This is a genomic window from Desulfosarcina widdelii, from assembly GCF_009688965.1.
GTDB lineage: Bacteria > Desulfobacterota > Desulfobacteria > Desulfobacterales > Desulfosarcinaceae > Desulfosarcina > Desulfosarcina widdelii.
Genome location: NZ_AP021875.1, coordinates 2,634,245 through 2,647,451, shown reverse-complemented (window position 1 = coordinate 2,647,451; position 13,207 = coordinate 2,634,245). Strand labels below are relative to the sequence as shown.

The following is a 13,207-nucleotide window of genomic DNA, read 5'->3' as shown; positions in this document are numbered from 1 at the left end:
ATCCTGACCTGGAGAAGAAGGATGCCAAAGCGCACCGTTTTATTGTTGGGGGCGACCGGGTTGGTGGGCGGTTATCTGCTGGACGGCTTGTTGAACGCAGAATTCTGTGGCCGGGTCGTGACCTTGACCCGATCAGCGATAAAAAATGTAGAGGCAGCTGCGAAGCTGGATTCACGATTGGTTGATTTCGAGCGGCCTGAAAAGTGGCGCGACCAAGTGGCTGCCGATCTGGTTCTTTGCGCCATGGGCACGACGATGAAAAAAGCCGGTAGCCGCGAAGCCTTCCGCCGGGTGGATTTTGACTACCCGCTGACCGCGGCCCAGGCGGCCCGAAACCAAGGGTGCCGGCATTTTCTGTTGGTTTCGGCGATGGGGGCCAATCCCGGCGCGCGACTTTTTTACAATCGGGTCAAGGGTGAACTGGAGGCGGCTATCCTGACATTGGAATTCGACAGTGTCAGCATTTTCAGACCTTCTCTCCTGCTGGGAAACAGACCAGAGTTCCGCCTTGGGGAGGCCCTGGGGCAGGTACTGGGACGCCGGACTTCCTATTTGATTCCAAAACGTTACCGGCCTATCCATGCCAGCACCGTGGCCAAGGCCATGCTGAGGATCGCCGAACAGGATCCGATGGGTAACCGTATCCTGACCTCAGCGGATATCGCTGGATTGGCCGGGGTTTGACGCCGCCATGCAAAACGTGTATATCCCCTGTTCAGGTTTAAGACCGACCGGTTTTACTTTTATTCGTCACCCTTTTTCCGGAGACTTCCCATGACCATCCTCAAGCATCTTTTTTCACCCATCCAGATTGGACGGATGCAGGCCAAAAACCGGCTTCTCATGTCGGCCATGAGCATCAATTTCGGCGTGGACGAAAACAACCATGTCACTGACCAGTTGACCGGCTACCTGGCCGAGCGGGCCAAAGGCGGGGCCGGCATGATTCTGGTAGGCGGCGGCGGCGTGCATCCCACCGGTCTTGAATTGCCCGGTCTTCCCGCCCTTTGGGACGATGCCTGCATTCCGTCAATGAAGAAAATGGTCGATACGGTCAAGTCCTTCGACACCTGCTTCGGCATGCAGTTGATGCACGGTGGGCGCCAATCCTACCACGATCGCAAGGTGGCGCCGTCGCCCCTGCCGGCACCGGCGGTAGTCAAGGGGGTCCCCAAGGAGCTGAGCGAAGAGGGGATTGCCGAACTGGTGGCCGCTTTCGGTGATGCTGCGCGGCGCTGCCGGGACGCCGGCTTCGATTTCGTGGAAGTTCACGGTGCCCACGGCTACCTGATCAATCAGTTCCTGGCTCCCAACTCGAATCATCGCCAGGACCGTTACGGAGGGAGCTTCGAAAATCGCATCCGCTTTTTTCTCGAACTGCTGGCGGACATCAAGGCCAAGGCCGGCAGTGATTTTCCCGTAGGGCTGCGGATCAACGGTGAGGACTACATCGACGGGGGCTGGACCCTCGACGATGCCCTGCGCCTGGCACCGATTTTGGAAGAAAAAGGCGCAGACTACCTGCACGTGTCGGCCGGCGTCTATGGCTCCAAACAACTGACCATCCCCTCCATGTACGTGGAACATGGCTGTTTCGTGCACCTGGCCGAAGCCGTGAAAAAAGTGGTGAACATTCCCGTAATCGGCGTCGGGCGCGTCAAGAGTCCGGAACTGGCCGACCGCATTTTGAAAGAGGGGCGGGCCGACGTGGTGGCCATGGGCCGGGCCCTGATCGCCGACCCCATGCTGCCGGAAAAAGCCCGGGCCGGCAACCTGAAGGCCATCCGGCCGTGTCTCGGCTGCTGCCTGGGCTGCATTCACGCCGTTTTGGCCCTGGAGCCCGGCTCCTGCGTGGTCAATCCCGATGTGGGGCGGGAATATTTGATGAATGGAGACGAAAAGGCGGCTGCCCCGAAAACCGTTCTTGTGGTGGGGGCCGGACCGGCCGGCCTGGCCGCGGCCCGCATGGCGGCCATGCGCGGACACCGTGTGACCGTTGCCGAAGAGAAAGGCTTCGTGGGCGGTCTGCTGAGACTGGCCGCAAGGGTACCCGGCCGGGGGGAGATCATGGACATCGTCGATTTTCTCAATAGCGAAATCGAGCGTCTTGGCGTGTCTCTGCAGCTCAACACGGCCGTGGACGAGCAACTGCTGGATACCGTCAATCCGGATACGGTTGTGCTGGCGTCGGGCAGCCTGCCGGACATGCCCATCATCAAGGGGCTGTTTACCACCCAAATGGATTTGTGTACGGTGACCGAGGTGCTGGATGGAAAAATTGTCGGCGACCGGGTGATCGTCGTGGGCGGGGGGCAGGCGGGACTGGTGACGGCGGACTTTCTGGCGGAAAAGGGGCGCGAGGTGGCCCTGCTCAACCGCAAACGCCATTTTGCCGATGAGATGTCCAGCAACGACCGCTTCTACCTCAGGGAGCGGCTTAAACGGCGGAACGTACACCTTTTTAAGCAGGTGGCGGTCAAGACCTTTACCGACGACGGCGTTGTTTTTACATCCGCCGGCAATCCTGTGACCCTGGAAAACTTCGATAGCGTCGTGGTGGCCGAGGCCATGACGCCGATGCGGGACGTCAAGCAACTGCTGGACCGCCGCGGGCTGGAGGTGCATGTCATCGGAGATGCCAAAACGCCGCGCAACCTCATGCTGGCCCAAAGCGAGGCTGAGGAAATCGGCAGATCGCTGTAATATGTAATAGTAGGTTTAGCCAAACACGATAAAACAGGCGGGAGCCGTTGCTTTGAACGGCTTCCGCCTGTTTTTAATCGCGCATCGATCTACCGATGCATCCAATCGATCGAAATCAAGGGACGATGCCAATCGCTCCCTTTTATGTTTACACCTTGAACTGATCCACCATGTTCTTGAGACTTTCCGACAGGTTGGACAACTCCTGGGCGCTGAGGTTGACCTGGCTGCTGCTGGTGGACATCTCGTCCATGGAGGTGCTCACGCCGGCGATGTCGCTGGAAATCTCTACGGCAACCGTGGAACTCTGATTGACGTTTTCGTTGACCTCCTGAATGCCCTGGGAGGCCTGGGCCACGTTGCTGGCGATCTCCTTGGTGGCCGTCGACTGCTCCTCAACGGCCGTGGCAATGGTGGCCACCACGTCGTTGACATCGTTGATCACCTGGGTGATCTCGGCAATCTGGCCTACGGTGGTCGTGGTGGTTCCCTGGATGCCCTCGATCTTCTCCTTGATGTCCTGGGTGGCCTCGGCGGTCTGCTTGGCCAGTTCCTTGATCTCGTTGGCCACCACGGCAAAGCCCTTGCCGGCCTCGCCGGCCCGGGCCGCCTCGATGGTGGCGTTCAGGGCCAGCAGGTTGACCTGCTCGCTGATGTCGGTGATGGTCTCGATCACCTTACCGATGGAGTTGGCCGCGTTGCCCAACTGGTCCATGTTGGTCGATGCGTTGGAGGCTTTGTGGGCCGCTTCGTCGGAAATGTTCCGGGCCTTTTCTGCGTTCTGGGCGATCTCTCCGATGGTGGAGGACATCTCCTCGGCCGCGGTGGCCACCATGTTGGTGTTGGTGGCCGACTCCTCCATGGCGGCGGCCACGTTGTTCATGTTGGCGCTCATTTCCTCGGCAGCAGCGGAAACGGTGTTGGACTTCTCGGAAACGTTCTGGATGCCCTGGGTCATCTGCTCCGAGATGGCGGAGAGCTCAGTGGAGGAGGAGGAGAGGGTTTGGACTCCGCCGGCAATGTCCTTGATGATGCCCTGGAGTTTTTCGATGAAGGTGTTGAACCAGCGGGCCAGTTCGCCGACCTCATCCTTGGCAGTGGCCTCCAGGCGCATGGTCAGGTCGCCCTCGCCCTGGGCGATGTCTTTAAGACCGGCAACGGCGGCGTTGATGGGGCGCACGATGGCTCGGGCGGAGAAGAAAACGAGCACGGCCACGATCAGACCGGCCACCAAGGTTACCACGACATTTGAATTTCGAATGGCATTGGACGCCGCCAGGAACTCCTCAGCGTTTTGGGTGGCACCGATGGACCAGCCGTTGAGGCCCACCGGGGCGAATCCCGCGATTTTATGGATTCCCTTGAAAACGTATTCTTCCACGCCAGAATCATTAGCCATCATCTTGCCTGTGATCGTTTCCATCCCCTCGAGCTTCGCCAGATTTAAATCGAGCACAAAATCGGGGTTGGGGTGTGCCAGGGTGACGCCGGTCCGATCAATCATAAAACCATAGCCGGTCGTGCCGATTTTACGACCCGAGATGATTTCCGTAAAAAAGTCTGCCTTGATCACCAGGCCCAAGGTGCCGAGAAATTTTCCGTTGGCCGTAAGGATCGGTGCGCAAGCAACGGCGATGGGTTTACCCGTGCTTTTTGAGATCGTAAGATTGCTCAATACCGATTTCCCCGAATTTTTGCTGGCCATGAAATAGTCTCGATCGCCGATATTGACGCCGGTATATTCCTTGCCGCCTTCCAATACGCCCGTGTAGAGTTCACCCTTGGCATCCGAAATGAAAACGCCCTGGTAATGCCTGTCCATGCTGCTAAATTGTCGCGTAAGATCGGCAAACATCTCATCGATCATCAATTCATTGGCTTCCACACCGAGATTGTCGACTGCCTGGCCAAGTTCGACGACCCTTTTCTGGTTGGCCATGGTTGACGCCTTATCGAGTTCTGCATCGACGATATTTCGCGTCATTCTCGCGAGATCCGACGCAATCCCAGCGGCTTGATCCTTGGAAAGCCCCAGCAGGGCGTCGTGGGATTTGGAATAGGAAAGCCATCCGGCGACGATCAATGGAATCAGGACGGCCAGAATACCGCCTGTGATCAATTTGGTCGAGATGGACTGCAGGTTGAGTTTCATAACAGGGCTCCTTGGTAAAACGATTATGATAAAATGTATTGTAGAATAAAAATAAATATTGTTCACTTGCATTATCGACGGAATCGGCGGGAACTTAATAAAAAAGGCAAAGAAGTATATTTTAAGGAAGGATAGACGCTACAGGCAGCTATGGCTTCAGGTTTACTACCCGATGACTTGAACCTGTATGTGTGCAGAAGTTCCGATTCCGGAACAGAAAGCTTATTTTTTAATCTCCCGGTTGCCCGAGTATTTCAGGGCTGCAGCGATAAAACTGCGAAAAAGGGGATGGGGGGTCATGGGCCGGGATTTGAACTCCGGGTGGAACTGACATCCCAGAAACCAGGGATGGTCTTCGATTTCCACGATTTCCACCAACTCTCCGGAGGGGGCCAGGCCCGAGATCCTGAGTCCGGCCTGCTTGAGCTGATCCATGTAGGCATTGTTGAATTCGTAGCGGTGGCGGTGGCGTTCGGAAATGGTTTCGGTGCCGTAGGCGCGGTGGGCCACCGTATCGGCTTCCAGTTTGCAGGGATAGGCGCCCAGCCGCATGGTACCCCCTTTGTCCGAGTGGATGTCCCGTTTTTCAATGGTGCCGGATTTGTCGTCGAACCACTCTTCCATAAGATAGATCACCGGATGCGGGGTATTCGTATCGAATTCGGTGCTGTTGGCCTTTTCCAGCCCGGCCAGATGTCGGGCAAATTCGATGACGGCGATCTGCATGCCTAAACAGATGCCGAAATAGGGGATCTTGTTTTCGCGGGCGTAGCGGGCCGCACAGATTTTGCCCTCCACGCCGCGGGAGCCGAAACCGCCGGGAACCAGCACGCCGTCCACACCTTCCAGGCTCAGGCTGCAGGAGCTGGCGTCGATGGTTTCCGAGTCCACGAATTTCAGGTTGACCTTGCATTGGCTGGGGATCCCGCCGTGGATCAGGGCTTCGTTGAGGCTTTTATAGGATTCGGTAAGGTCCACGTACTTGCCGACGATGGCGATGGTGACCTCGTAAACCGGTTCGTTCATCTTTCGGATCAGCGTTTCCCAATCCTCCAGGCGGGGCGCACGGGTCCAGATGTTGAGCAGTTCGACAATCTTGTTGTCCAGGCCCTCTTCGTGGAAACAAAGGGGGACTTCATAGATGCATGCCACGTCCTTGGCCGTGATGACCGCGTCGGGGCCCACGTTGCAGAACATGGCGATCTTGGCCTTGATGTCGGGGCTTAGCAGGCGGTCGGTGCGGCACAAAAGGATGTCCGGCTGGATGCCGATGCTGCGCAGTTCCTTGACGCTGTGCTGGGTGGGCTTGGTCTTCACCTCGCCGGCCGTGCCGATGTAGGGCACCAGGGTCAAATGGATGTAAATGACGTTGTCCTTGCCGGCGTCGTTTTTGAACTGGCGGATGGCCTCCAGAAAGGGAAGGCTTTCGATATCGCCGATGGTGCCGCCGATCTCGACGATGACCACGTCCACGTCCGCGGAGGTCTTACGAATGCTCTCCTTGATTTCGTCGGTGATATGCGGAATCACCTGCACCGTGCCGCCCAGGTATTCTCCCTGGCGCTCCTTGGTGATGACGCTGTGGTAAATTTTTCCGGTGGTGAAGTTGTTGTCCTGGCCCAGCTTGGCGTGGGTGAAACGCTCGTAATGCCCTAAATCCAGGTCGGTTTCAGTGCCGTCGTCGGTGACGAAAACCTCCCCGTGCTGAAAGGGATTCATGGTGCCCGGATCCACGTTGATGTAAGGGTCCAGCTTCTGAATGGTGACCTTCAACCCGCGGCTTTCCAACAGGGCCCCGATGGATGCCGATGCCAGTCCCTTGCCCAGAGAGGAGAGCACTCCCCCGGTAACGAAAATATATTTGGTGTCATACCCCATAGATCAAACCTCGGCCTCGTTTCATGCAAATATGTAATAAATATGAGTCAAATAAACAGTTTTGTTTTTTCGTGCAGCTTTTTCAGGCGATTTTGCTCAGTACGATTCAGTTGCGAAGCGTGTACCATATTTGCCTGTTTTGGAAAACCGGCTATTCAAATTTTTTCCTGAAATCCTGGACTCCTTTCTGCACCGCCTCGACCGCCTGCTGTTTTTGTTCCCCGGGCGTTTCAGGAGCGCTGGCGGCAACCGAGGCCTTCAGTGCTTCCGGATCCATCGTTTCCGCCGGGATGGAGGGATTGAGGCGCAGGCTCGCCACCCGGATCTCCCGGACAAGGCGGTCGTCCAAGTAAAATTGTACTTGCATCGGAAACCACCCGCTTTGAAGCTTTTTCCAGCCGCGGTAGAAAATTTCCAGCCGGCTGCCGGTTTCATCTGTTTTTTGGTCGACCAGCAGCAGGCGGACGGGTAGAAAGGTCGTTTTGTCGATGGCCAGTTGAGAGGCCGATTCATCGGGATACCGAGCCCCCAATACGAACACCACCGTCTCGTCCACCCGCCCCAGACTGCAAATGGCCGTTTCCACGCCCAACCGGTTGAGCGTCCGCATCAGGCGCCATCGGGTCCGGGCTCGCAGCAATTCCTGATAGGTGTCGAAGGGATCGCCGCCGACCGACATGCGGCCGTCGATTACCGTGATGGATGTATCGCCGAACACCAGATGTGTGCGCTGGATCGTACCGGAGACGATGTCCGAGCGGAACCGTTCGGGCATCGCGTAAATGGTGGTTTCGTCGTAGACGGCAGGCGCGGTTTCCGGCGTCTGCGGATAGATCAGCAATTTTTGCTCAAGCTCAAGGGTGGCGATGGTGCCCATGGCTTCGGCGGTGAGTTGCAGAACGTGGGGACCTTCAAGGACGTAAGCATCGGATGGGACCGGCTGGACGACTGCGGTGAACCACAAGAAAAGGGCGGCCATGCGACAGGCCGCCCATACCGGTCTCTTCGGTCCTATCCTCATTATGGTCATCATTGACACGGATCCATTGCGGGTAGCATTCTCCATTTAAGAAACGGCGATCAGTCGCCGACAAAAATATCCCGTGCGAACTGGGCTCCCTGGCCCAAGGCCTCTTCGATACGGATCAACTGGTTGTACTTGGCAATGCGATCCGACCGAGACATGGACCCTGTTTTTATCTGTCCGCTGTTTACCGCAACGGCCAGGTCCGCAATAAAGGCGTCTTCGGTCTCGCCGCTGCGGTGGGAGATCACCGTTGTGTAACCGGCCTGCTTGGCCATCTCGATGGCGTCCAGGGTCTCGCTGACCGTTCCGATCTGGTTCAATTTGATGAGAATGGAGTTTGCGATGCCATCCGCGATGCCCTTGGCGAAGATTGAAGGATTGGTGACGAAGACATCGTCGCCCACGATCTGGATGTATTCGTCCAGCCTTTCGGTCAGTACAGCCCAGTTTTCCCAGTCCTGCTCGGCCAGACCGTCCTCGATAGACAAGATGGGATACTTCTCGACCAGATTCTCGAAGTAGTCGACCATTTCCAGGGCCGTCAGGGATTTGTTCTCCCCTTTGAGAACATATTTGTTCTTGGCGTACAATTCGCTGGCCGCCACATCCAGCGCCAGCCCCATGTCCTTGCCGGGCGTGTAGCCGGCCGCCTCGATGGCCTGCATGATAAATCCCAGGGCTTCTTCGTTGGAGTTCAGGTCCGGCGCGAAGCCGCCTTCGTCTCCCACGGCCGTGCTCAATCCCTTGGACTTGAGGATTTTTTTCAGGGCGTGGAAAGTTTCGGCGCCCATCTGGATGGCCTGGGCAATGGTTTTTGCGCCGAAGGGCACGATCATGAACTCCTGGATGTCCAGGTTGTTGGCCGCGTGGGCCCCGCCGTTGACGACATTCATCATGGGCACCGGCAAAATGCGTGCATTGACGCCGCCCAGATAGCGAAACAGGGGCAGGCCGAAGGCGTTGGCCGCGGCCCGGGCCGCCGCCATGGAAGCCCCCAGGATGGCATTGGCGCCCAGCTTGGACTTGTTGGCCGTGCCGTCCAGCGCCAGCATGCAGGCATCCAGGGTCATCTGATCGGCGGCATCCATACCGCGGATCTCATCGGCAATGGTCGTGTTGACATTTTTCACCGCCGTCACCACCCCTTTTCCGCCGTAACGCTTGGCGCGGGTATTGCGCAGTTCAAGGGCCTCGCGTTTTCCCGTTGAAGCTCCCGAAGGGACCGCCGCCCGGCCCCTGGCGCCACAGGCCAGCATCATCTCCACCTCCACCGTGGGGTTGCCCCTGGAATCCAGGATTTCTCTTGCGGTGACATCGATAATTTCTGTCATGGTTTCCTCTCCCGATTCTGTGTACCGCACGGTCTTCATCGGCCGGCCGATACCGTGCAATACCCTATTAACTTATTTGAATAATAGTGGTTTCAGGATTGATCGACCCCGGAAAGTGCAGGCCAGTTGCCGCTTGACAATTCAAAAGCAAATGTTACTCTCCTTGTCAGTTGATGTCAAGAAATTGGGTCTGAATCGCAATGCCGGAAAACGGGAATCCACCACCATGAAAATGAACGATTTGTATAGCACCGCCCACCTGTTTGTCTCCGCCGTGCGAGTGCTCGACCACCGGGAGGGAGCACCGCCGTCTCTGGCGGCGGTCTGTCGTCTGCTGGACTATTCGGACGAAAAGGGCAGCTACCTGCTCAACCGGCTCAAGGAACTGGCCATTGTCGACACGGTCAAAAGCGGATTCGAGGACCGGCTGGTGGTGGGCGATCACCTGGCCATCGAAAATTTGCCCCGGAACACCGAAGAGAGCCGCCTGGAACAGGAACTGAAAAAATTCAAGCAGGGCAAGGACGTCATGCAGGAGAAGGTGGCGTCCATCAAGGCCCAGCAGGCACAAAAGAAACAGGACTTGTTTGCCGAGATCGAGAAGAAGTTAAAGCAGAAGATGGAGAAAAAATAAAAGCGGCGCGGCAATGAAGTTGATCGTCATCTCACCTCCCAAAGAGTTCCTCGACGAACCCCGGGTGGTTGGCAGCATCTTAAAACAGTCGTCGGCTGTCTTTCACCTGAGAAAACCCGGATACAGCCACGAAAAACTGGTCGCCTACCTGAAACGGATTCCCGGCGGCCTGCACGGCCGCATAATGGTTCACGGCCACCCGGACCTGATCGACCAGTTTGCGCTCAAGGGCGTTCATTTTGCGGAAAGCCGGCGCCGACAGGATTGGCGAACGATTCAGTCCCTCCGGCAACAACGGCCGGATTGTAGCATTTCCTCCTCCTTCCATAGGATCGATGACATCACGCAGGACGCCTTCGCGTTCGACTACATTTTTCTCAGTCCGATTTTCGACAGCATTTCCAAACAAGATTACCTGGCTGCATTCGATACTGGGGCATTGAAGCGTTTTCTTTCCGGAACCGGCCACAAGGTCGTGGCCCTGGGCGGGGTGGACGGCCGGCGGATCGCCACCGCCGCTGCCATGGGGTTTTGGGGCGTTGCCGTTTTGGGGGCCGTGTGGTCGGGCGGCTGCCCGGAGAAAACCGTGCGGCAGCTTTCGGCGGCTTGCCGTCAAGGGTTCCGGCCCTGCGGCTGAACCGCCGTTGTCACTCCTCCTCCAGCTTGCCGGCCACAGAAAGGTCTTCCAGGCCGGCCATGTCCAATAGATGAATCTGCCTGCCGTCCACCCGGATCAGGTTCTGAACGCTCATTTTTGCAAAAATCCGTGAAAGGGTTTCCGGAATGGTGCCCAGCAGGCTGGCCAACTGCCCCTTGGAGATGGTCAGATCCACCCGGTCCGTGCTTCCCTGCTCTTCGGCCAGCACCGTCAGGTAGGAGGCCAGGCGGGATGGAACCTCCTTTAAGGAGAGGTTTTCGATCTGGACGGTGAACTGGCGCAGCCGCATGGACAGCTCGCCCAGCATGTTCATGGAGAGCGAGGGGTGCTCGGCGATCAACCGAACGAAGGCATCCCTGGGCAAGAACAGGATCCGGCTTTTGACCAGGGCCATGGCATTGGCCGGAAAGCGGGAGCCGGAAAAAACCGGCACCTCGCCGAAGGGATTGCCCGGCCCGTAGATGTGCAGGATCTGCTCCTTGCCTTCCAGAGAGGTCTTGAAAATTTTTACCTGGCCCTCGGCGACAATGTAAAAGCCGTTGCCCTCATCCCCCTCCATGAAGATGGACTCTCCACGCTGGTAGGGCTTATCGATAGCGATGGCTCCGATTTCATCCAACTGCTGTTCCGAAAGTCCCTTGAAGAGCGGCGCCGCCAACAGAACCCGGTGAATGCTCTTATTCATTGGATGATGGCTTCCTTTCTGCCCTGTCCTCGGCCTGCGCCGGTCGGCAACTGCCGGTATTGGGTGATTATTTCAAAAGATCTTGTGTTTTCGACATTCACCGATAGCCCGGATGCTTATCCCCAGTCAAGGCGGTTTCCTTGATCATGCAGGGCAGCCGCCCAAAAGGGAAATGAAAAAAATAGAAAATTTTGACTCAGGTCAAGGGCATTTGAATCAAGAACCGGTAAAAAGCAATCAAACGCTAAACGAAAAGAGAGCGATGACAACGGCAACAAACAACCGAAGCCATATCGTAACCAACCGACACCAAGGAGGAGACATCATGTTTTGTTTTCAATGCGAACAGACGGCCAAAGGCGAAGGATGCACCAAAATCGGCGTGTGCGGCAAACAGCCCGAAGTGGCGGCCCTTCAGGATCTTCTTATACATGCAACCAAGGGCATCGCCCAGGTGGCAGTGGAAGGCACCAAGGTCGGTGTCAGCGATCCTGCGGTCAACCAGTTTGCCTGCGAGGCCATTTTTTCGACCCTGACCAACGTGGATTTCGACCCGGCCCGTTTCGTCACCCTGATCGACGAGGCCGTCAAACACCGCGAGGCCCTCAAGGCCAAGGTCCAGGCGGCCGGCGGCAGTGCGGCCTTTGCCGACGGTCCGGCGACTTTTACACCGGCTGGCGATCAGGCCGGCCTGGTGGCCCAGGGCGAGAAAGTGGGCATCCAAGCCGATCCCTCGGTCAACCCGGATATCCGTTCCTTAAGGGAGCTGATCGTATACGGCATCAAGGGCCTGGCCGCCTATGCCGACCATGCCCGGATTCTGGGCCAGGAAGATGAATCCGTCTATGCCTATATCTATGAAGGCCTGGCCGCCACGCTCGACGATACCCTTGGCGCGGACGAATACGTGGGCCTGGCGCTAAAATGCGGCGAGGTGAACCTCAAAGCCATGGAACTGCTGGATGCCGGCAACACCGGTACCTACGGCCATCCCGTGCCCACGGCCGTACCTTTAGGGGCGAAGAAGGGCAAGGCCATTCTGGTTTCCGGCCACGATCTCAAGGACCTGGAGACGATTCTCAAGCAGACCGAGGGCAAAGGCATCAACGTGTACACCCACGGTGAGATGCTGCCCTGCCACGGCTATCCGGAACTGAAGAAATACGGGCACTTCTACGGCCATTACGGAACGGCGTGGCAGAACCAGGCCAAGGAGTTCGCCGCTTTCCCCGGGGCCATTGTCATGACCACCAACTGTATCCAGAAGCCCAGAGAAACGTATCAGGACAACATTTTCACCACCGGCCTGGTGGGCTGGCCCGGTGTGACCCACATCGCCGACAAGGATTTCACCCCGGCCATCGAGCGAGCCATGGCACTGCCCGGGTTCACGAAAGATGTGCCCGGCAAGCAGGTTATGGTCGGTTTTGCCAGAAACGCGGTCATGGGCGTGGCTCCCCAGGTGATCGAAGCGGTCAAGAACAAGGCCATCCGCCACTTCTTCCTGGTGGGCGGCTGCGACGGCGCCAAACCGGGGCGTGACTACTACACCGAATTCGTGGAAAAGGTTCCCGAGGACTGTGTGGTGCTGACCCTGGCCTGTGGCAAGTTCCGTTTTTTCGACAAGGACCTGGGCGACATCGGCGGCATTCCGCGCCTGCTGGACATCGGCCAATGCAACGACGCCCACTCTGCCATCCAGATCGCCGTGGCCCTGGCCAACGCCTTCGAGTGCGGGGTCAACGACCTGCCGCTTTCCATGATTCTCTCCTGGTACGAGCAGAAGGCCTGTGTGATCCTGCTTTCCCTGCTTCACCTTGGGATAAAAGACATTCGACTGGGCCCCAGCCTGCCTGCATTCATTACGCCCAACGTGCTGGATGTGCTGGTGAAGAATTTCAACATCATGCCGATTGGGACAGCAGAAGGGGATCTAAAGGCCATTTTGGGCTAAGTCCAGGCTTCGGGATCGCGTTTTTAGGCGGCGTTATCGGTCGTCGCGGTATGCCAAAACCAGCTTCCTCCCTCTGGCCTTGCCAAAAAACGCGATCTCAAACCCTGTAAAAATCTATATTCGAACCTATAATTAAAAGAGACGGCTGTCGGGGAAAGTCCCCGGCAGCCGGCAACCGAAAACGG

The 13,207-nt window shown here is 57.3% G+C and carries 10 protein-coding genes; 5 read left to right on the top strand and 5 right to left on the bottom strand.

The window, feature by feature from the left end:
* The first annotated feature begins 21 nt into the window (after positions 1 to 21).
* Positions 22 to 684: an NAD(P)H-binding protein gene (locus GN111_RS12495; protein WP_155304064.1), complete on the top strand. Its 663-nt coding sequence runs from the start codon at positions 22 to 24 to the stop codon at positions 682 to 684.
* Positions 685 to 774: 90 nt separating this feature from the next.
* Positions 775 to 2,703, top strand: a complete 1,929-nt coding sequence (locus GN111_RS12490; RefSeq protein ID WP_155304063.1) for an oxidoreductase — start codon at positions 775 to 777, stop codon at positions 2,701 to 2,703.
* 148 nt (positions 2,704 to 2,851) lie between these two features.
* Here the strand turns inward: GN111_RS12490 and GN111_RS12485 are convergent, their stop codons facing one another.
* The 4 genes from GN111_RS12485 to eno all read right to left on the bottom strand — a co-directional run bounded on the left by GN111_RS12485 (position 2,852) and on the right by eno (position 9,091).
* The gene (locus tag GN111_RS12485) at positions 2,852 to 4,855 is read right to left on the bottom strand and encodes a methyl-accepting chemotaxis protein (RefSeq protein WP_155304062.1); all 2,004 of its coding nucleotides are present in this window, start codon (positions 4,853 to 4,855) and stop codon (positions 2,852 to 2,854) included.
* 222 nt (positions 4,856 to 5,077) lie between these two features.
* The gene (gene pyrG / locus GN111_RS12480) at positions 5,078 to 6,733 is read right to left on the bottom strand and encodes a CTP synthase (RefSeq protein ID WP_155304061.1); all 1,656 of its coding nucleotides are present in this window, start codon (positions 6,731 to 6,733) and stop codon (positions 5,078 to 5,080) included.
* Positions 6,734 to 6,884: 151 nt separating this feature from the next.
* Positions 6,885 to 7,712, bottom strand: coding sequence for a hypothetical protein (locus tag GN111_RS12475; RefSeq protein ID WP_155304060.1), 828 nt, complete (start codon positions 7,710 to 7,712; stop codon positions 6,885 to 6,887).
* 101 nt (positions 7,713 to 7,813) lie between these two features.
* On the bottom strand, positions 7,814 to 9,091 hold the full coding sequence (gene eno / locus GN111_RS12470; RefSeq protein ID WP_155304059.1) for a phosphopyruvate hydratase: 1,278 nt from the start codon (positions 9,089 to 9,091) through the stop codon (positions 7,814 to 7,816).
* Between the two features lie 226 nt (positions 9,092 to 9,317).
* On the opposite strand from eno, the gene GN111_RS12465 reads away from it, so the two are divergent.
* Together GN111_RS12465 and GN111_RS12460 are read left to right on the top strand one after the other, a co-directional pair.
* Positions 9,318 to 9,725: a hypothetical protein gene (locus GN111_RS12465; RefSeq protein ID WP_155304058.1), complete on the top strand. Its 408-nt coding sequence runs from the start codon at positions 9,318 to 9,320 to the stop codon at positions 9,723 to 9,725.
* A gap of 13 nt (positions 9,726 to 9,738) precedes the next feature.
* Positions 9,739 to 10,362, top strand: coding sequence for a thiamine phosphate synthase (locus GN111_RS12460; protein WP_155304057.1), 624 nt, complete (start codon positions 9,739 to 9,741; stop codon positions 10,360 to 10,362).
* Positions 10,363 to 10,372: 10 nt separating this feature from the next.
* Here the strand turns inward: GN111_RS12460 and GN111_RS12455 are convergent, their stop codons facing one another.
* Entirely contained in the window at positions 10,373 to 11,068 is a 696-nt protein-coding gene (locus GN111_RS12455; RefSeq protein ID WP_155304056.1) for a Crp/Fnr family transcriptional regulator, read from the bottom strand.
* Between the two features lie 325 nt (positions 11,069 to 11,393).
* On the opposite strand from GN111_RS12455, the gene hcp reads away from it, so the two are divergent.
* Positions 11,394 to 13,022 carry a hydroxylamine reductase gene (gene hcp, locus GN111_RS12450; RefSeq protein WP_155304055.1) on the top strand — a complete coding sequence of 543 codons (1,629 nt, stop codon included), beginning with the start codon at positions 11,394 to 11,396 and terminating at the stop codon, positions 13,020 to 13,022.
* Positions 13,023 to 13,207 lie beyond the last annotated feature (185 nt).

Excerpts from the sequence above, each read along its gene's own strand:
- GN111_RS12495 (WP_155304064.1), top strand. The coding sequence starts at position 22 with ATGCCAAAGCGCACCGTTTTATTGTTGGGGGCGACCGGGTTGGTGGGC.
- GN111_RS12485 (WP_155304062.1), bottom strand. The coding sequence starts at position 4,855 with ATGAAACTCAACCTGCAGTCCATCTCGACCAAATTGATCACAGGCGGT.
- GN111_RS12465 (WP_155304058.1), top strand. The coding sequence starts at position 9,318 with ATGAAAATGAACGATTTGTATAGCACCGCCCACCTGTTTGTCTCCGCC.
- pyrG (WP_155304061.1), bottom strand. The coding sequence starts at position 6,733 with ATGGGGTATGACACCAAATATATTTTCGTTACCGGGGGAGTGCTCTCC.
- GN111_RS12455 (WP_155304056.1), bottom strand. The coding sequence starts at position 11,068 with ATGAATAAGAGCATTCACCGGGTTCTGTTGGCGGCGCCGCTCTTCAAG.
- eno (WP_155304059.1), bottom strand. The coding sequence starts at position 9,091 with ATGACAGAAATTATCGATGTCACCGCAAGAGAAATCCTGGATTCCAGG.
- GN111_RS12490 (WP_155304063.1), top strand. The coding sequence starts at position 775 with ATGACCATCCTCAAGCATCTTTTTTCACCCATCCAGATTGGACGGATG.
- hcp (WP_155304055.1), top strand. The coding sequence starts at position 11,394 with ATGTTTTGTTTTCAATGCGAACAGACGGCCAAAGGCGAAGGATGCACC.
- GN111_RS12475 (WP_155304060.1), bottom strand. The coding sequence starts at position 7,712 with ATGGCCGCCCTTTTCTTGTGGTTCACCGCAGTCGTCCAGCCGGTCCCA.
- GN111_RS12460 (WP_155304057.1), top strand. The coding sequence starts at position 9,739 with ATGAAGTTGATCGTCATCTCACCTCCCAAAGAGTTCCTCGACGAACCC.